The sequence below is a fragment of the Yersinia thracica genome (genome assembly GCF_902170565.1).
GTDB lineage: Bacteria > Pseudomonadota > Gammaproteobacteria > Enterobacterales > Enterobacteriaceae > Yersinia > Yersinia thracica.
Genome location: NZ_CABHXX010000110.1, coordinates 83,002 through 100,770, shown reverse-complemented (window position 1 = coordinate 100,770; position 17,769 = coordinate 83,002). Strand labels below are relative to the sequence as shown.

Here is a 17,769-nt window from a genome sequence, read left to right as displayed (position 1 = left end):
GACGGACCGCCGTGATTCGCCTCCTGCTCAAGCACGGCTCGCTCGGCTTCCCTGCCTCGCGTCCTACCTTCACTCTTCATTCGGCAGCTCAAATGTGCTTTAAACATCAAGGTCAAAACAATGGTTTTGATTTTCTCTTTTGACCTTGAGCGCAATCGGGAATATTACCGACAAAGACGGTGGCCCGAGTGAGCCGCCATGGACGGCGGCGAAAAGCGCGCTGGAGCAGGAAGCGACTCGCGCTGGCTCGATAAGGCCAGCGGCTGCCGGAGGAGACTGCGAAAGCAGTAATATTTCGCGCAAGCCGCAGGTGCAGGAGGGCCGGCCTGCCCTCCTGCTCGGTTGAGGCCGCTGAGGTAAGGTAATAACTGAACAACTATCAACCGAAAGATGAACCGCAGCGTGAACAACCAAATCAGTCACTGAACAAATAACATCTAAACAAACCTAACCTAACTTAAGATATTTGAAATCAAAATGTACTGGGTAATCGTTTGCTAATCATAAAAAATGCGGCTTTTCCCCCTTGCAGAGAAATCCCACGCGAGTATAATTCGCCACAATTTGCCGGGAGATATGATGAAAAGCTGCTTGGATTTTGCTAAACATCGTCGTTTTGTTGAAAATGGCCCTATTGATGGCCGACAAAATAGATTGCCAGCAGGCAGCCAACTGCCGTTCTTTCTCCCGTTGCTAAACCGATCCTGAAAAAGGCCCCTCATTGAGGGGCTTTTTTTTGTCTGCCGATCGGAGCCAAATTAAGCATTATCACCAATTAAAATAGATACCCTAAATAATTCGAGTTGCAGAAAGGCAGCCAACGCACATGCAGCTTGAAGTATGACGGGTCACAGAGGAGAGCGAAATGGCCAACCCATTGTATCACAAGCATATAATATCAATTAATGACCTATGTCGCGAGGAGCTGGAACTGGTATTACGCACTGCCGCCAGTCTAAAAAGCCATCCGCAACCTGAGTTGTTAAAACACAAAGTGATCGCCAGTTGCTTTTTCGAAGCCTCAACCCGCACCCGTTTATCATTTGAAACCTCTATTCACCGCCTTGGCGCCTCCGTCGTCGGTTTTTCGGATAGCAGCAACACTTCACTGGGTAAGAAAGGCGAGACACTGGCTGACACCATGTCAGTCATCAGCACCTATGTCGATGCCATTGTCATGCGCCATCCGCAAGAAGGGGCTGCACGCCTTGCCGCTCAATTCTCCGGCCATGTGCCGGTGGTCAATGCCGGTGACGGAGCCAACCAGCACCCAACTCAAACACTGCTCGATTTATTCACCATTCAGGAAACCCAAGGCCGGCTGGATAACATCAATATTGCCATGGTCGGTGACCTAAAATATGGCCGCACCGTGCACTCGCTGACCCAAGCGCTGGCTAAATTCGATGGCAATCGCTTCTTCTTTATCGCCCCGGATGCACTGGCAATGCCAGCTTATATTCTTGAAATGTTGGAAGAAAAAGGTATTGAATATAGCCTGCACGAAAGTATTGAAGAAGTGGTGCCAGAGCTGGATATTCTCTATATGACCCGTGTACAAAAAGAACGCCTTGACCCATCAGAATACGCCAACGTCAAAGCACAGTTTGTCCTACGCGCGGCTGATTTGAATGGTGCGCGAGATAATCTCAAAGTGCTACACCCGCTGCCACGTATTGATGAAATCACCACCGATGTTGATAAAACCCCTTACGCCTACTATTTCCAACAAGCAGGTAACGGGATTTTTGCACGTCAGGCGCTGTTGGCACTGGTACTCAACGCAGATTTGGCTCTTTAAGGGGGATTGAACATGACTCAGGATTACAAACTACAGGTTGAAGCGATTAAATGCGGCACCGTGATTGACCATATTCCGGCGCAAATCGGGTTCAAATTGCTGTCGCTGTTCAAACTGACGGCCACTGACCAGCGTATTACCATCGGGTTGAACTTACCCTCTAAGCGCTCAGGTCGTAAGGATTTGATTAAAATAGAAAATACCTTCCTGACAGAGCAACAAGCCAACCAATTGGCGATGTATGCCCCGGATGCTACCGTCAACCGCATTGATAATTACGAAGTGGTCAAAAAGCTGACGCTCAGTCTACCGGAGCATATCGACGCCGTACTCACCTGCCCTAATAGCAACTGTATCAGCCACAACGAGCCTGTCGATTCCAGCTTTAAAGTGAAAGCCAAGCAGGGTGAAATTCACCTTAAATGCAAATATTGTGAGAAAGAGTTCGACCACCAGGTGGTATTACAAGCAGATTAGTTACAAGCAGATTAGCCGCAAGCGGGTTGCTGTAATTCGCTCCATCTTTATAATGATGGGGATAATTAATTATGATATTTGATAACCAGGAGTCACCATGTCACGCATTATCAGCACTGAGCTCGCCCCTGCCGCCATTGGCCCTTATGTTCAAGGTGTCGATCTGGGCAGCATGATCATCACTTCCGGCCAGATCCCGGTTGATCCGAAAACCGGTCTGGTAGCCAATGACGTTTCAGCTCAAGCGCGTCAATCACTGGAAAATGTGAAAGCCATTGTCGAAGCTGCTGGCCTAAAAGTGGCCGATATCGTGAAAACCACGGTATTCGTTAAAGATTTGAATGATTTCAGTACAGTTAACGCCACTTACGAAGCGTTCTTCGCAGAGCACAACGCGCCATTCCCTGCGCGCTCATGTGTCGAAGTGGCCCGTTTGCCAAAAGATGTGAAAATCGAAATCGAAGCTATCGCGGTACGTCGTTAATTCTGATGTCACAGCTGTAGGCTCAGACCCTTGACAAAGTTGATACGCGGGGAAATGTACCGAATGGGTCGTAACGGCATAAGCCGTCGGAGCGCCCATTGGTGCGGTCACCCCGCCAGTCTCCGGGCTATAAAAGAGGTTTGCCAGCAGCCTACAGCGGGTGAAAACCCGCAGTAGGCTCGGATATCAATCTTCCCTAATCCAATAAATCCCTTCATAGGCCCGCAATTCCATCTCCTGCGGCTGGAAAGCGCTTTCGCCATAGCTGCTCATCAACAGCTGCCAGTTACCATCCAGCTCAATGCCCTCCGGCTGCCATTGCAGTGGTTCACCACTCAAGTTCGCAACCACCAGCAACTTCTTACCTTGCCAACTCCGTAAATAACACCATAAATCAGTGTGTTGCGGGCAAAGATCCCGATAATCACCAAAAGTGAACACATCGTGCTGCTTGCGCAGAGCGATTAGATATTGATAGGCATAAAACACCGAATCGGCATCTGCCAACGCAGTTTCGACGTTAATATGGGTGTAATTACTGCAAGGCTCGATCCACGGTGTCCCTTGGCTGAATCCGGCATTAGGGCGACTATCCCATTGCATGGGAGTGCGGCCATTATCGCGGGATTTGGTCGCCAAAATCGCCAATAACTCGTCAGGATCGCGGCCTTTAGCACTTAATTCGGCAAACATATTCAGGCTTTCAACATCACGATATTGATCAATTGAACTGAAGTTTGGATTGGTCATCCCAATCTCTTCGCCTTGATAAATATAAGGTGTGCCCTGCATACCGTGCAGCACCATCGCCAGCATCTTGGCGGCAGGTAAACGCAACACACCCTCATCACCAAAACGCGAAACAATACGCGGCTGGTCGTGATTACACCAGAACAGCGCATTCCACGCGCGGTTATGCATTCCTTGCTGCCACTGGTTAAAAATCTGTTTAAGTTCGACACGATCCGGCGACATCAGCGACCATTTCTCACCCTTGAGATAATCCACTTTCAAATGATGGAAATTAAAGGTCATCGACAGCTCGTCACCGCCCAATGCGGCATAGCGCTGGCAATGTTCAAGGCGGGTGGAAGACATCTCCCCCACTGTCATTAGACCGCGCGGCTGAAACACATCGCGGCTCATTTCTTGTAAAAATTCGTGGATACGTGGGCCATCGGTATAGAAACGGCGGCCATCTCCATCGAAATCATCAGGGAAGTCTTGCTGCTTGGATACTAAATTAATCACATCCAGGCGCAAACCATCTACGCCAATATCAGCCCAAAACTCACACACTTTTTTCAGTTCGTCGCGAACCGGTTGGTGTTCCCAGTTGAGATCAGCCTGTTCGGTGGCAAATAAATGCAGATAATACTGACCACTGGCCGCGTGCCATTGCCAGGCATTACCGCCAAATTTAGAGCGCCAGTTATTGGGTAAATTGTCGCCCTCTCCATCACGCCAAATATAAAACTGGCGGTAAGGGCTGTTGCGGTCTTGCGATGCTTTAAACCAAGCATGTTCAGTGGACGTATGGTTGAATACCATATCCATCACGATACGAATGCCCCGTTGATGGGCTTGTTCCACCAGAGTTTTGAAGTCATCCAAGGTGCCGTAAGCCGGATCAATAGCGCAATAATCCGCAACGTCATAGCCGTTATCCACTTGTGGCGAGACATAAACTGGCGTCAGCCAGATGGCATCAACCCCCAGCTTTTGCAGATAATCCAGCCGTTGCGTCACCCCCGCCAAGTCGCCGTAGCCATTACCGGTACTGTCCTGAAAACTCTTCGGGTAAATCTGATAAATGACGCCGTTTTGCCACCAAGGGATAGGATTATTCATAACAGACTCTTATTTGTAGAAAAAACCGAAAAAATTGAGAAAATTGAGAAAATAAGTTCACTAGAAAATAGCGTCACCTGAACATCATTCCGCCAGAGAATAACCGCTGGCGGAGGTTCAGGATTCAGACCGGCAATTCGCCGCGACTGTCTTTGCGTTTATAAACCAAAATAGTCAGTACCAGCGGCACCACAATCGCCACCAGCATTGCCAGAGAATAAATCGCCCAGAACTGTGGTTTGATGGATAAAATACCCGGCAACCCACCGACGCCAATACCATTGGCCATCACTCCGGTCAGCCCGCAAATCAGGCCCGCCAGCCCAGAACCAATCATGGCGCACAGCATTGGGAAACGATATTTCAAGTTAATACCGTACATGGCGGGTTCAGTCACACCGAGATAGGCGGAAATCGCCGCTGGGACAGAAATTTCGCGCTCGTTTATCTTACGGCTGATAATGATAATACCCAGCACCGCAGAAGCTTGCGCGATATTCGACAAGGCAATCAACGGCCAAACGGGTGTGCCGCCCATGCTCTGAATCATCTGCATATCAATGGCCAGTGTAGTTTGATGCACCCCGGTTATCACTAGCGGCGCATACAGGAAACCAAACAGCGCAGCGCCAATAGGGGCGAAACTGCCGGTCATCACTGCTTTCACGCCCCATGCCACACCATCACCAATCATGCGGCCAAATGGCCCAATCAAAGTATGAGCAAGGAACACGGCCAGCAACAAGGACACCACCGGCACGATAACTAAGTAAAGATAAGCGGGAATAATTTTTTTCAGATTGGTTTCAATCCAGCCCAGCGCTAAACCAGCCAGAATAGAGGGGATAACCTGCGCTTGATAACCCACTTTTTGAATGGTGAACCAGCCGAAGTCCCAAACTTCAGGAATTTGTTGCCCTAGTTGATAGGAGTTCATTAACTGCGGAGAAACCAACGTAATCCCCAGTACAATCCCCAAGACGGGTGTGCCGCCCATTTTCTTCACGGTTGACCAACAGATAGCCACTGGCAGGTAGAAGAAGATGGCTTCGCCCAGCAACCAAAGGAAGTCGTAAATGGTTTTCCACGCCGGGTACATCTGTGCCAGCGTTTTGCCCTCCGACATTGGGATGTCGCCGATCACATTACGGAAACCGAGGATCAAGCCGCCGCTGATCAATGCGGGTAACAGGGGGAAGAAAATTTCGGCAAAGTGAGAAATACCGCGCTCAAACCAGGTCATATTCTGCCGCGCGGCCAGCTTGGTTTGTTCTTTATCCACTTCATTCTGACCAATTTTAGCAATCAGCGCCTGGTAGTAATCATCAACTTCCGGCCCGATAACCACTTGAAATTGCCCGGCATTGGTAAAGCAGCCTTTGACCATCGACAGCTTTTCTATTTCTTTGGGAAAGGCTTTCGCTGGATCATTTAGCACAAAACGTAACCGGGTAATGCAGTGGCTGACGGTGGCAATATTTTCTCTGCCTCCCACCAGTACGATCAATTGATCGATGTCTTGTTGTTTTACTTTGCTCATTTCAACATACCTTTCGTAAAGGTGAGATAGCGTATTGAATTGTAGGTTTTTTTTAAAAAAATCTGTCCATTCTGTCTTGAACAAAAAACAAATTAAAAATAAACGTAGGCCATAAAAATGATAGCTGCTTATATATTCAGCTAATTAAAGACTAGCTAGGTATTTATTTTTATGGAATGGGAACGTTCCCAACTTGGGTTCAAGATCACAATTTGATAATTTTTTGTGTGATTTTTCGTCAAAAATCTACCCGCGCCAGAAATGTCCCCTCAAGATGAAATGACAGGGAACATCACTATGGGATAAGAAGTATCAAGCTAATTGACCGGGAATGATAATTTGTTGAATGGGCTGATGATGATTAAGTTGATCAAGCAGTTGCGATGCCGCTTTCGCACCGGCGCTACCATAACCCAGCTCGACTGACAGGCTATTAGGAAACAAAAAGCTCAACAGCGGGGTATTCCCGATGCCACAAACCTGGATATTTTGCTGCCCTTGCTGCTGCAAGTACTTACTAACCCCCATTGCTATGGTATCAGAGGCACAGACTAGCGCGGAGGTATCCGGTTTTATCACTTGAGGCGCGAGCAGAAAGCCACTTTGATAGCTCAATTCACCCAACGCGACAATGGGAGTCAGGCCATGTTGCTGGCAGTAATCGAGATAGGATTGGTGACGGCGCATGCCGGTCGTGGCATCCGAGGGCTGCACCCCGATATAACTGATATGGCGATGTCCGGTCTGACGTAGTTTATCCATCAAGAGGCGCACCGCCCCTTCATCGTCATAACAAACCGAAGAAAAACCGGCATATTCTCGCGCCAATACCACCATTTTTTCCTGCCACGGCGCGAGCATTTCTGCGGTTAAGCCGGTGAAACCAAAAAGAATGACGCCATCGACATGGCGCTGTTGTAAAACATGCAAATGCTCGCTGACCAGCTCGGGGTCAAACTGGCTTTCCATCAAAATAGGGTCGTAACCTTGCTGATAAAACAGCGGCAACATGGTACGCACCGCCTGATTCTCAGACGGGGAATCCAGACGCGAGACAATAATCCCCACCACTTTATCACTCTGACCCCGCATCGCGCGGGCCGATTTCGATGGGGTAAATCCCTGCTGACGAATAACCGCCTCGACCCGCTCACGAGTCTGTGGGCTGACGCTACTTTCGTTATTCAAGACCCTTGAGACCGTGGATTTTCCAACTCCACTCATGCGGGCAATGTCCTTAATGGTCAAACGGTTTTGCATGGTTTACCTAATGTTTAGGTTTGAATACATATAATAAACTGATTATTTATATTTACTGAAGTTGTGGGAAGCCTTACATGTGCAGAATCAGACTCAGCGCATGATATCCCCATCACCGGCAACATGTTGTTACTCTAACGGATTATATGGCCGTTGGGGTGATTTTTGCCGTGGCAAAGATCTGAATTCTGTATAGCTGCTTGAGCATGATAGCGCCGCGCTCTAGCAAAAAGATTCTTCACTCGCCGGAGGTTAATTACCCAGTGGACCCTGCTCCCTCGATCTGCACCCTTTGGGTGTACCGATAAGGTCATCCTCCGTCTGACGTGGTTGCCTTATTGGATAATAATAATCCGATAGGCAGTCACTGCGCATCTCCCCTGCGTTGGTTTCTGCTGATGATATTTTGCCCTTTCTACGGCAGGTTTGCCGTGGGTGCAATCTGAAGTTCATTCAATAAAAAACTTCAGGGCGTGACAGTAAGGTTTGAACCATGCAAGTTAAAAATTTCACTCGACAATTGCTCAATATATTGAGCCGTAACCTGCCCCGCCGCTTGATCCGCCGGGAAACCATGCTAGATGGGCTTTCTGCCGGAAGTGCGGCCCATATCCCGGCAGACCTGACTCTACAGCATTTGCAGTGTGCCAATGAAACGCCCCAGCAACTTTATCAACGTTTTCAGAGTCACCCTGAGGGGCTGACTGAACAGGAAGCCGAGGCCATTCGTCTAAACAGTGGCAGTAATCTGATTGAAAATCAGCAAGCTACGCCGTGGTGGGTTCACCTATGGCACTGTTATCGCAATCCTTTTAACTTACTATTGACCATTCTGGCTCTGATTTCTTACGCCACGGAAGATCTCACCGCCGCACTGGTGATTGGTGCCATGGTATTGATTTCCACCCTGATGCATTTTATTCAGGAAGCCCGCTCTAACCGCGCAGCAGATACCCTGAAAGCCATGGTCAGCAATACCGCCACGGTGCTGCGCAGTGATGCTCATACTGGAAAAAGTGAACATCGCGAGCTGCCGATTTCCCAGTTAGTGCCGGGCGATATTATTAAACTGTCGGCCGGCGACATGATCCCGGCGGATCTCCGTATTCTGGTGGCGAAAGACCTGTTTATCAGCCAGGCCGCCCTGACGGGAGAATCGCTGCCGGTCGAGAAAGTCGCACAATGCCGTGAATGTGATGAGCAGAACCCATTGGAGCGGGATACCCTGTGCTTTATGGGCACCAATGTGGTGAGCGGCTCTGCGCTCGCCATCGTCATTGGCACCGGTAACCAAACTTATTTTGGCTTACTGGCTGAGCGCGTAACTCATCAGGATGAGCAACCCAATGCTTTCCAAAGCGGCATCAGTAAAGTCAGTTGGTTGTTGATCCGCTTTATGTTGGTTATGACGCCAATTGTATTGCTAATCAATGGTTTTACTAAAGGTGACTGGTGGGAGGCCGCGCTGTTTGCCCTCTCGGTCGCCGTGGGTTTGACCCCAGAAATGCTGCCAATGATCGTCACATCGACATTGGCAAAAGGGGCGGTGAAGCTGTCAAAACAAAAAGTCATCGTCAAGCGGCTGGATGCTATCCAAAATTTTGGCGCGATGGATGTTTTGTGCACTGATAAGACCGGCACTTTGACCCAAGATAAGATTGTGCTGGAGAGCCACACCGACGTGTTTGGTGCCAATTGTGAGCGGGTACTGCGCTATGCCTGGCTCAATAGTTACTATCAAACCGGGCTGAAAAACCTGCTGGATGTAGCGGTGCTTTCGTCCATGAGTGATTCCGCCACCGCAGAATCTCAATCTGCCGACACACTGGCGGGTTATCGCAAAATCGATGAAATTCCATTTGATTTTGAGCGCCGCCGCATGTCCGTGGTGGTCAGCGACCAATCGGATTATCACGAGCTAATCTGCAAAGGCGCATTGGAAGAAATGCTGTCTATTTGCCGCCATGTCCGCCAAGGAGACGACGTTATCCCATTGACTGACGCGCTGCTGGCGCGCATTCGCCGCATTACTGATGAACAGAACCAGCAAGGGCTGCGAGTGGTGGCCGTCGCGACACGGATTTTGCCAGCATATCAACGAGATTATGCAGTTATCGACGAATATGACCTGATTCTTGAAGGCTATATCGCTTTCCTCGATCCGCCAAAAGAGAGCACCGCGCCCGCGCTACTGGCGTTGAAAAACAGTGGCGTCAACGTCAAAATTCTGACTGGCGACAATGAGTTAGTGGCGCGTAAAGTGTGTAAAGACGTCGGGCTGTCTGTCGAGCGAGTCTTACGCGGCAGTGATATCGAGCAGATGAGCGAAGCGGAGCTGACCGAAGCGACCCGCACCACCACCCTGTTCGCCAAACTGACACCAATGCATAAAGAGCGCATCGTGCAAAACCTACGCAATGCGGGCCATGTGGTGGGATTTATGGGGGATGGCATCAATGATGCCCCGGCACTGCGGGCAGCAGATATCGGGATTTCAGTGGATTCGGCGGTGGATATTGCCAAAGAAGCGGCTGATATTATTTTGCTGGAAAAGAGCTTGATGGTGCTGGAACAGGGGGTGATAGAGGGCCGCCGTACTTTTGCCAACATGCTGAAATACATCAAAATGACGGCCAGCTCCAACTTCGGTAATGTTTTCAGTGTGCTGATTGCCAGTGCATTTTTACCCTTCTTACCGATGTTGCCGCTGCATTTGCTGATCCAAAACCTGATGTACGATATTTCCCAGATTGCCATTCCATTTGATAATGTCGACGAAGAGCAACTGGCAAAGCCACAACGCTGGAACGCCGGTGATTTAGGGCGATTTATGGTGTTCTTTGGGCCGATAAGTTCAATCTTTGATGTTTTGACTTTCAGCCTGATGTGGTGGGTATTTAAAGCCAATACACCCGAAATGCAAACATTGTTCCAGTCCGGCTGGTTCGTCGAGGGGCTGCTGTCCCAGACCTTAATTGTGCATATGATTCGTACCCGTAAAATTCCGTTTATTCAGAGCCGCGCCTCATGGCCACTGTGTTTGATGACATTGGCGGTGGTGGTGGTCGGTATCGGGCTGACTTTCTCGCCACTGGCCGGATTCCTGCAATTACAGGCGCTGCCACTGTCTTACTTCCCATGGCTGATTTTGATTTTGAGCGGTTATATGGTGACGACACAGCGAGTGAAAGGCTGGTTCGTGAGGAGATATGGGTGGCAGTGATTTGATTTTTAATACAGCGAGTGTTGCGCAGTGCGAAACATTCGCTATAATGTTTCTCGTGGCGCAACAGGGAACGAGAAATGATAAAAAGTTGGAAACACAAGGGACTGCAACGCTTCTTCGAAACGGGTTCTGCCGCTGGCATTAACCCTCAGCATGTTAAGCGGCTCCGCGACCGTTTACGATTTATCGACCTGGCGGAAACAATTGAAGATGTCAATGTCGCGGGGTACAAACTCCACCCGTTACAGGGTGACAGAGAAAACATCTGGTCAGTAACAGTGAGCGGAAATTGGCGCATTACGTTCAAGTTTACAGACGGAGATGCATTTATTCTTAACTACGAGGACTATCACTAATGAAAATGCATAATCCACCACATCCGGGAGAAATGATTGAAGGTATGCTCGAAGATTTGGAGCTTGGGATCAGGGAGTTGGCGAGAGCATTAAACGTTGCGCCGTCCACTGTCCAGCGGCTTGTCTCCTGTCACTCAGCCATTTCGCCGGAAATGGCCGTGAAACTGGCGGCGGTTCTGGGAAGCACTCCGGCCATGTGGCTTCGCCTTCAGGCGGCTTACGACCTCGGAAAAGCAGAAGAGAATATCGATGTTTCGAATCTGACTAAATTGTATAAACCGGAACCGGTATCACTACATAACTAATACGCTCAGATCCGACTCAAACAATCAATCGCGATGGCCTTAAAACTATCAAAATGCTGGCTACTCAATAAACGGCTCATGGAGCGCTCGCGTACAAAAGTGACAAACAGGTCATAAATGGCCATCGCTTCTTCATAATCCGTTTTACTGATAGCCAGCAGGAAGATGACATGAGCGACTTCGCCGTCCCCCCAGGCAATGCCCTCAGGGGCCAACAAAGTGACCACCACGGTTTTCTTGGCTAATAAGCCCAGTGAATGTGGCAGTGCAATCCCCTCGCCCAGCATGGTAGAAACTATCGCCTCCCGCTCGACGACTGAGGGGTAAAAATCCGCATCCACAAACCCTTCTTCTTCCAACTGACCACAGACTTTTTTGAACAACTGCTCCTGGGTCATCGGCTGGTCGATAATCATAAAATGATTGTTATCAAAGAATTTTTCCAACATATAAGGCCGGGTGCGGTCGACTAAAACCAGTTTACCGAGTTGCTCTAATTGATATTCTGTCGGGAACGGCGACATCACCACCACCGGCTTGTTCTTCTCTGCTAATCGCGAATTGGAAATAATAAAATCTTCGTCGATATGGTCGAGATTGTCGTAATCACGCAGGGAAATAGTCTGAGTCATCACAATCTGCGGATACTTACGGGAAATTTGCGCCTGAATCATCCGCGTGGTGGAATTCCCAGTGTCACACACCAGCATGACCTGCGGATGGCGCTGATAACCAATGTTGTAATGGCGCTCCAGCCCCACCCCAATGTGCAATACCAGATAGCCGATTTCATTTTCACTTAAGCTGTAAGGCGTGTATTTCCCCCAACTGGAAACCGCCGCCAAAGTGACATCATAGGCCATTGGATAATGCTGTTTAATGTTGGATAACAGTGGGTTAGGAATAGTAATCTGATATTTCACCCGCGTAATCATAGTTTTGATATGGGTGAGCAGGTCACTGCGCAGCTGCTTATCGCCCTGCAAATTGTAGTTATAATGAGCATTGATATACGAGAGGATATAATCCACCAGCGTTTCTTCGTCATCGGCATTGATTTCACTGGGGCGGCTGGTGCTGGGCTGGCTGGTCTGTACCCGGCGGGCGGCAATATTCACCCGCAAATAAGCTTCTTCCGCCGCTGAAATATCTTTACCGGATAACAGCTTGAGCTGATTTGCCAAACGGCCAGAAGCCAATTTGACCGCCTCATCCACATCTTCAGCATCAAAATCAGATAATGGGTAGCCGTCGGTGATGCGCTTTATCGCCACCGCACAGTAGAAAATCAGGTATTGCTCGCCCTCATCCGTTAGCCGCACCGCATATTGTGCCAGTAACTCATGCAGCAACCCCGTCAGCTCAGGCAGGGTTTGGATACTGAGAAACTCATTCTTTAATAATGGGTTATCAGCATCTTGCAGTTGTAACTGAAACAGTAAATCCGTCAGACAGGTGCGAATGGCCAGTTCCGTTCCGAACAGTTTCATGCCATAGCGAGGTTTAGTTTCAATCGTCAGATGGTAGCGGTTTAACCTTTCTCTCACCTCAGCCATATCATTTTGCAATGTGCCACGGCTGACAAACCATTCATCGGCTAAATCTTCTAGCTTCAATGAAAAAGCAGAGGTCAAAAAACGGATTAACAAATAATGCACTCGCTCACTGGCAGTGCGCGGCGTCAGATGCATTTTACGATTTTGCTGCTGTAAAGCACGGAAGCGCTCAGCATCATCAATCATCAGCCGATAACCAAAGCCACGGTTATGAATAAAGTGCGCACCATAATGCTCAAGAACCTCATTCAACGCCGTAATATCCGCCCGCACAGTGCGCGTCGAGACCGCAAAGCGTTTCGCCAACTCCTCTTGAGGCAGCGTTTCCGATTGCAATGCATCGAACATATAGGCCAGACGTTGATAGGGAAATCTCACTGCTCCACTCCGTTATTTAGGGCATTGTTATTCTGAATATTAAGCATCCCCTGCCAGCATGGCCGCAGGGGCGCGGTATTTCACATCATTTTTTCGATGCTGGCGGCACAAACACCATTTGCGATGGGCTGCCGACGGCGGTATAGCCAGGTACAAAGGTCAATTTGCCACTTTGTGGGTCAACTTTAAAGCGGGTTATGTTATCGCTACGTTGATTCATGGCGTACAGATAGTGGCCGGTGGGGTCGAGCACCAGCGTGCGCGGATAATCACCTCGCGTCCAAACCTCTTCCACCGGCTTAAATTCACCGTCCGTCGTCACGGCAAACTGGCCGATACTGTTATGCAGCCGGTTGGCGACATACAGGAATTTACCGTCTTTCGAGAGCGTCAGACCGGCCGCAAAACTGGTGCCACGGTAATCCGGCGGTAACGATGAATGCGTATGTAACTGTTTTAAAGTACCTTTTTCTGTATCTAGCTGATAACTGGTCAGCGTCGAGGCTTCTTCATTGATTAAAAATAGCGTCTTACCGTTAGGATGGAACACAAAATGACGTGGGCCAGCACCGGCGGATGAGGCACTGATAAATGGCGGAGAGTTCGGTATCAACTTGCCATTATCCGCATCAAATTGGTATTGATAAATCCTATCTAGCCCCAGATCAGTCGAGAATACAAATTTGCCACTCGGCGAGCTGGCAATCATGTGCGCATGTGAGCCATTGTGGTCACTGATAGCGAAGCTGCCCTCTACCGCCGCCGCCGGTTTCGCCGCGCCCGCCGGGCCTTCATCTTGCTCTACTGAGCTGGCCTCTGCGAGTTTACCGCCACTTTGCACCGGGAAAACCGCCACCGAGCCGCTGATATAGTTGGCAACCAATAAATGGCTGCCCGATGGTGTTAATGAGAGATACACCGGCCCCGCACCCTGGGAATCAACCTGATTAATCAATGTCAAACTGCCATCAACCGGGTTGATACTGTATGCCGCAATCGCGCCGTGCTTACCCCCATTGAAATCCGCCACTTCACTGGCGACATATAAAGTTTTTCCCTGTGCATCCACCACCAGTTGTGCCGGATTAGCCAGTGAACTGACCAGCGTTTTTTCACTTAATTCACCGGTTTTAGGATCAACCTGTAGCCGGTAAACTCCTTCCCCATTCGGGTGATAGGTTCCGACGTAAGCGAATGATTTATTGGCATTCTGTTCGGCATGGGCCAGAGGATTAAACAGCGCGACCGTCGCCAAAGCAATGCCCGCCGACAGGCTTTTTAACCCCGTCAGGCCGGTTAAACCAGAATCTGTTGAGCTGTTATGCATATGGGTCCTTACTCATAGGGAATGGCTATCGAATGGTATGGAACTATTCAACTTCACAGTCAGGGCAGCGGGCTGGCTACCCCGTAGATACTGATGTTCTATTAAACTTGATGCCAATAAATCAGTAAGTTACTGCACGATTTTTTTGACGATATTCAATAAGGTTTTCACATCGATCGGGCGGGTATGGCCGGTTTTGCTGTCGATAATCGAGCTATAGATATGCGGGATGACTTTCGTCACGCCAGCATCCAGTGCGATTTGCAGAATTTGTTCGAAATTCTCCAGATCAATACCACCGGTTGGCTCCAGCCAGAACCCGGTCGCCGCACAAGCCTCGGCGACAAAACGGTATTCTTCGATAGAATCCAGCCCATTCATCGGGAAGAATTTTACCGAACTGCCGCCCATATCTTTCAGCATGGCGATAGCGGTGGTGACCGGAACAATCGCGTCTTTCTGCTGAGAACTCAGCGGGCCGGTGGAAATTTTCACATAGCCCACTTTGCCGGTCGGCGAAATCAGGCCATTAACTACAGTATCTTGCTGACCCAACAAAGCGCGGCTCGGGCCGACACCGGTAAATACTTGATTCACATGCTGCGGCTGCACTTGATGTGAAATCTGGCTGACCATCGCCGACTGTTTAGGGTCACCGGCACCCAATCCAACCGACAACGCATTGTCGATAAGTGCCGCGTACTCGCGCATATCTTTGACGGCGCTGTCGACATCCGGATAATTCTTCGATAACACGCCCACCAGCACATGGCCTTCAGCGGCCTGATAAATATCGCGCGCATTGTCTTTAGAACCGGCCAGCACATTCAAACACACGCGGTCACGGTAATAGTTTGGGGTCAGTTTCATCAGTTAGGCTCCCTTAACCAAGCGGTTAATGCAGGTGTAAATCGTCTCGAGCTGCGATGGCGTCACACTGCGCACATCCACCTCAATCTTGCCTTCGTTGGCTTTGTAAGCGCGGAAGTAAATGGCAATATCGCCATTTTTGAGTGCATCAACTAAGTCTGGCGTTGAACGGCCAATTTTGGCTTCATCAAAACTAATTTCAGTGCGGGCAATATCACGCCCTGCGGCATCCCAAACCACTTTGGCTGAGACACCATCGATAGTATTTAACTGGCTGATAAATGGCGTCATTTTGTCAATCATCTGCTGGCCAGTTTCTTTCTCCAGTGTCATGTAACTTTCAATCGCGCGGGTCAAACCAAGGATGCCCTCTTTACCCACTTTCATCGCCCGGCCAATGCCGTTTGATTGCAATTTCACCCAATCTACATAGGTTTTTTTGCCCAACACTAAGCCGCTGGTCGGCCCTTCAATGGCTTTGGCACCGCTATAAATCACTAAATCAGCGCCCATTTGGTAGTAACACTGCAAATCTTCTTCTGCGGCGGCATCAACAATTAATGGCAATTGATGCTTGCGCGCGATCACCACCGCCTGCTCAACTGACAAAATACTTTTTTGCACACAATGATGGGATTTTATATACAAGATCGCCGCCGTATTTGGCGTGATCGCCGCTTCCAGTTGTTCTGGCAAGCACTCATTGGCATAACCCGCTTCCACCACTTTGCCGCCGCCCAATGTCACCATGGTATCAACCGGCGCACCAAAATTAACATTGTGGCCTTTGGGTAACACAATCTCATGGGGCACCGTGCGCGGCGCGGCGTGCAAGTTAACCAACAAATTGGCATTGTCTTTGACAATCACGGCGGCGACCGACTGGGCAATCCCGGCAGAAGCGCAAGACACCACCACCGCGCTTTCTACATTCAGTAAGTTGGCAATATAAGCGCCCGTCTGATTCACCAAATCTTTCATGACAAAGTAATGATTCAGACCCAACTCCACGGCCTCAACCACATCCTGCCGTGGTGTTGAAACACCCAGCATCGTCATGCGGCCAGAAGCATTAATCACATGCTTTAACTGGTATTTTTCATAGACTGAAGACATCTTTTAACTTCCCTTCATCAGTTAATACTAAGTCACCGGCGACGACCGCAGCCAGTGGCACCAGATACTTCTCACCGGTGACCGATTTACCCTCTGAATCACTGAACACCTGAGGCTGTTGTTTCAGCTCAAAAATAGTGAAATCAGCGTCATAGCCTGCATCCAGCACCCCTTTATGGGTCAGGCGTAGGGCTTGTGCGGCATTTTCTGTCACACAGCGAATCACTTGCTCAAGGCTCAGGCCGATAGTGAAAAATTTGGACATCACGGTCGCCAGGCTATGGACTGGCCCGCTCAGGCGGTTGCGGCAATAAATGTCGGAACTAATGGTGTGCGGGTAAATTCCTTGCTTGATGGCAAGCTCGGCCACATCAAAACTGAAACTGGCGCTGCCGTGGCCCACATCTAATAATACGCCGCGCTTCAGCGCTCGCTGGATGGATTCACGTAAGGCACCGGCAGGGGTCAAAATTCGGTTCGGTTTGCCGTTGTAGCAATGAGTAATGATGTCGCCCTGGGTCAGTAAATCGGCAATTTCATCCAGGTCCGGCGGGTTATTGCCAATATGTACCATAAGCGGCAACTGGTTGTTTTCTTGTTGAATTTCTTTAGCGCGCACCAAGGGTTTGATGCCATTTTTACCGACTACGCTGCTACTCATGCGCGCTTTGATGCCAATAATAAAACCGGGATTGCGGGCAATGGCCTGGCTGACACTTTGCTTATCAATCTGCGCCATATCGGCTAATTCGTTTTGCGTGACAATGCCGGTTTTCGCAATATTCAGAAAAGCATAAACATGGGTTTTGGCCGCGCGAGTTAAGCGGTAAAAATCATCCACATCATTGGCACCGGTGCTGCCTGCATCCACCACCGTGGTGACGCCACTGGCAACGCCGACTAAATCGGCTTCATCATGATAAATAGGTGACGCGGGGTAACAGTGAACATGGGAATCAATCCAGCCAGCACTGAGGTAATATTTCCCAGCCAAATCCAATACTTTTTTAGCTGGTTTTGCTAAAAACGCCGTTTGATTATTTTGCCCCGCAGAAATAGCTGTATCCACCGCCACTATTTTGCCGTTATTAATCGCGATATCAACCTGACGGCCATCAACCAATACTGCGCGGGTGATAATAAAGTCATACATAATCTTTATTCTCCGTTATAGCCTTCTTAACTTGATGTCGCAGCAGGGTAAATATCCCGTTATTGGAAT

General features: G+C 49.3%; 15 protein-coding genes. 7 read left to right on the top strand and 8 right to left on the bottom strand.

Features of this window, described 5'->3' with window-relative positions:
* Positions 1–139 precede the first annotated feature (139 nt).
* The 4 genes from FTA91_RS16045 to ridA all read left to right on the top strand — a co-directional run bounded on the left by FTA91_RS16045 (position 140) and on the right by ridA (position 2,762).
* Positions 140–346: a hypothetical protein gene (locus tag FTA91_RS16045; protein ID WP_050112192.1), complete on the top strand. Its 207-nt coding sequence runs from the start codon at positions 140–142 to the stop codon at positions 344–346.
* A gap of 519 nt (positions 347–865) precedes the next feature.
* Positions 866–1,801: an aspartate carbamoyltransferase gene (gene pyrB / locus FTA91_RS16040; protein ID WP_145534132.1), complete on the top strand. Its 936-nt coding sequence runs from the start codon at positions 866–868 to the stop codon at positions 1,799–1,801.
* Between the two features lie 12 nt (positions 1,802–1,813).
* The gene (pyrI, locus tag FTA91_RS16035; protein ID WP_050112190.1) at positions 1,814–2,278 is read left to right on the top strand and encodes an aspartate carbamoyltransferase regulatory subunit; all 465 of its coding nucleotides are present in this window, start codon (positions 1,814–1,816) and stop codon (positions 2,276–2,278) included.
* Positions 2,279–2,375: 97 nt separating this feature from the next.
* Positions 2,376–2,762: a 2-iminobutanoate/2-iminopropanoate deaminase gene (gene ridA, locus FTA91_RS16030; protein ID WP_050112189.1), complete on the top strand. Its 387-nt coding sequence runs from the start codon at positions 2,376–2,378 to the stop codon at positions 2,760–2,762.
* Between the two features lie 186 nt (positions 2,763–2,948).
* Here the strand turns inward: ridA and treC are convergent, their stop codons facing one another.
* The 3 genes from treC to treR form a co-directional block, all read right to left on the bottom strand.
* The gene (gene treC / locus FTA91_RS16025; RefSeq protein ID WP_050112188.1) at positions 2,949–4,613 is read right to left on the bottom strand and encodes an alpha,alpha-phosphotrehalase; all 1,665 of its coding nucleotides are present in this window, start codon (positions 4,611–4,613) and stop codon (positions 2,949–2,951) included.
* A 124-nt stretch (positions 4,614–4,737) separates the two neighbouring features.
* Entirely contained in the window at positions 4,738–6,153 is a 1,416-nt protein-coding gene (gene treB, locus FTA91_RS16020) for a PTS trehalose transporter subunit IIBC (protein WP_050112187.1), read from the bottom strand.
* Between the two features lie 312 nt (positions 6,154–6,465).
* Positions 6,466–7,413: a trehalose operon repressor TreR gene (treR, locus tag FTA91_RS16015; RefSeq protein ID WP_050112186.1), complete on the bottom strand. Its 948-nt coding sequence runs from the start codon at positions 7,411–7,413 to the stop codon at positions 6,466–6,468.
* Positions 7,414–7,906: 493 nt separating this feature from the next.
* On the opposite strand from treR, the gene mgtA reads away from it, so the two are divergent.
* The 3 genes from mgtA (at position 7,907) to FTA91_RS16000 (ending at position 11,300) form a co-directional block, all read left to right on the top strand.
* A complete protein-coding gene (mgtA, locus tag FTA91_RS16010) occupies positions 7,907–10,636 on the top strand; it encodes a magnesium-translocating P-type ATPase (RefSeq protein ID WP_145583603.1) in 2,730 nt (909 codons plus the stop codon).
* 80 nt (positions 10,637–10,716) lie between these two features.
* Entirely contained in the window at positions 10,717–10,995 is a 279-nt protein-coding gene (locus FTA91_RS16005) for a type II toxin-antitoxin system RelE/ParE family toxin (protein ID WP_004392349.1), read from the top strand.
* Positions 10,995–11,300 carry a HigA family addiction module antitoxin gene (locus FTA91_RS16000; protein WP_145583601.1) on the top strand — a complete coding sequence of 102 codons (306 nt, stop codon included), beginning with the start codon at positions 10,995–10,997 and terminating at the stop codon, positions 11,298–11,300. The genes FTA91_RS16005 and FTA91_RS16000 overlap by 1 nt, the downstream gene beginning before the upstream one ends.
* Before the next feature lie 5 nt (positions 11,301–11,305).
* On the opposite strand, the gene FTA91_RS15995 is transcribed toward FTA91_RS16000, so the two are convergent.
* The 5 genes from FTA91_RS15995 to FTA91_RS15975 all read right to left on the bottom strand — a co-directional run bounded on the left by FTA91_RS15995 (position 11,306) and on the right by FTA91_RS15975 (position 17,700).
* On the bottom strand, positions 11,306–13,234 hold the full coding sequence (locus FTA91_RS15995) for a BglG family transcription antiterminator (protein WP_072082392.1): 1,929 nt from the start codon (positions 13,232–13,234) through the stop codon (positions 11,306–11,308).
* A gap of 85 nt (positions 13,235–13,319) precedes the next feature.
* On the bottom strand, positions 13,320–14,561 hold the full coding sequence (locus FTA91_RS15990) for a lactonase family protein (protein WP_145534136.1): 1,242 nt from the start codon (positions 14,559–14,561) through the stop codon (positions 13,320–13,322).
* Between the two features lie 129 nt (positions 14,562–14,690).
* The gene (gene dagF / locus FTA91_RS15985; RefSeq protein ID WP_050112182.1) at positions 14,691–15,431 is read right to left on the bottom strand and encodes a 2-dehydro-3-deoxy-phosphogluconate aldolase; all 741 of its coding nucleotides are present in this window, start codon (positions 15,429–15,431) and stop codon (positions 14,691–14,693) included.
* Between the two features lie 3 nt (positions 15,432–15,434).
* Positions 15,435–16,547, bottom strand: a complete 1,113-nt coding sequence (locus FTA91_RS15980; RefSeq protein WP_050112181.1) for a DgaE family pyridoxal phosphate-dependent ammonia lyase — start codon at positions 16,545–16,547, stop codon at positions 15,435–15,437.
* Positions 16,531–17,700, bottom strand: coding sequence for an amidohydrolase/deacetylase family metallohydrolase (locus FTA91_RS15975; RefSeq protein ID WP_145534139.1), 1,170 nt, complete (start codon positions 17,698–17,700; stop codon positions 16,531–16,533). The genes FTA91_RS15980 and FTA91_RS15975 overlap by 17 nt, the downstream gene beginning before the upstream one ends.
* Positions 17,701–17,769: the final 69 nt, after the last annotated feature.

Excerpts from the sequence above, each read along its gene's own strand:
- pyrB (WP_145534132.1), top strand. The coding sequence starts at position 866 with ATGGCCAACCCATTGTATCACAAGCATATAATATCAATTAATGACCTA.
- pyrI (WP_050112190.1), top strand. The coding sequence starts at position 1,814 with ATGACTCAGGATTACAAACTACAGGTTGAAGCGATTAAATGCGGCACC.
- ridA (WP_050112189.1), top strand. The coding sequence starts at position 2,376 with ATGTCACGCATTATCAGCACTGAGCTCGCCCCTGCCGCCATTGGCCCT.
- treC (WP_050112188.1), bottom strand. The coding sequence starts at position 4,613 with ATGAATAATCCTATCCCTTGGTGGCAAAACGGCGTCATTTATCAGATT.
- treB (WP_050112187.1), bottom strand. The coding sequence starts at position 6,153 with ATGAGCAAAGTAAAACAACAAGACATCGATCAATTGATCGTACTGGTG.
- treR (WP_050112186.1), bottom strand. The coding sequence starts at position 7,413 with ATGCAAAACCGTTTGACCATTAAGGACATTGCCCGCATGAGTGGAGTT.
- mgtA (WP_145583603.1), top strand. The coding sequence starts at position 7,907 with ATGCAAGTTAAAAATTTCACTCGACAATTGCTCAATATATTGAGCCGT.
- FTA91_RS16005 (WP_004392349.1), top strand. The coding sequence starts at position 10,717 with ATGATAAAAAGTTGGAAACACAAGGGACTGCAACGCTTCTTCGAAACG.
- FTA91_RS16000 (WP_145583601.1), top strand. The coding sequence starts at position 10,995 with ATGAAAATGCATAATCCACCACATCCGGGAGAAATGATTGAAGGTATG.
- FTA91_RS15990 (WP_145534136.1), bottom strand. The coding sequence starts at position 14,561 with ATGCATAACAGCTCAACAGATTCTGGTTTAACCGGCCTGACGGGGTTA.
- dagF (WP_050112182.1), bottom strand. The coding sequence starts at position 15,431 with ATGAAACTGACCCCAAACTATTACCGTGACCGCGTGTGTTTGAATGTG.
- FTA91_RS15980 (WP_050112181.1), bottom strand. The coding sequence starts at position 16,547 with ATGTCTTCAGTCTATGAAAAATACCAGTTAAAGCATGTGATTAATGCT.
- FTA91_RS15975 (WP_145534139.1), bottom strand. The coding sequence starts at position 17,700 with ATGTATGACTTTATTATCACCCGCGCAGTATTGGTTGATGGCCGTCAG.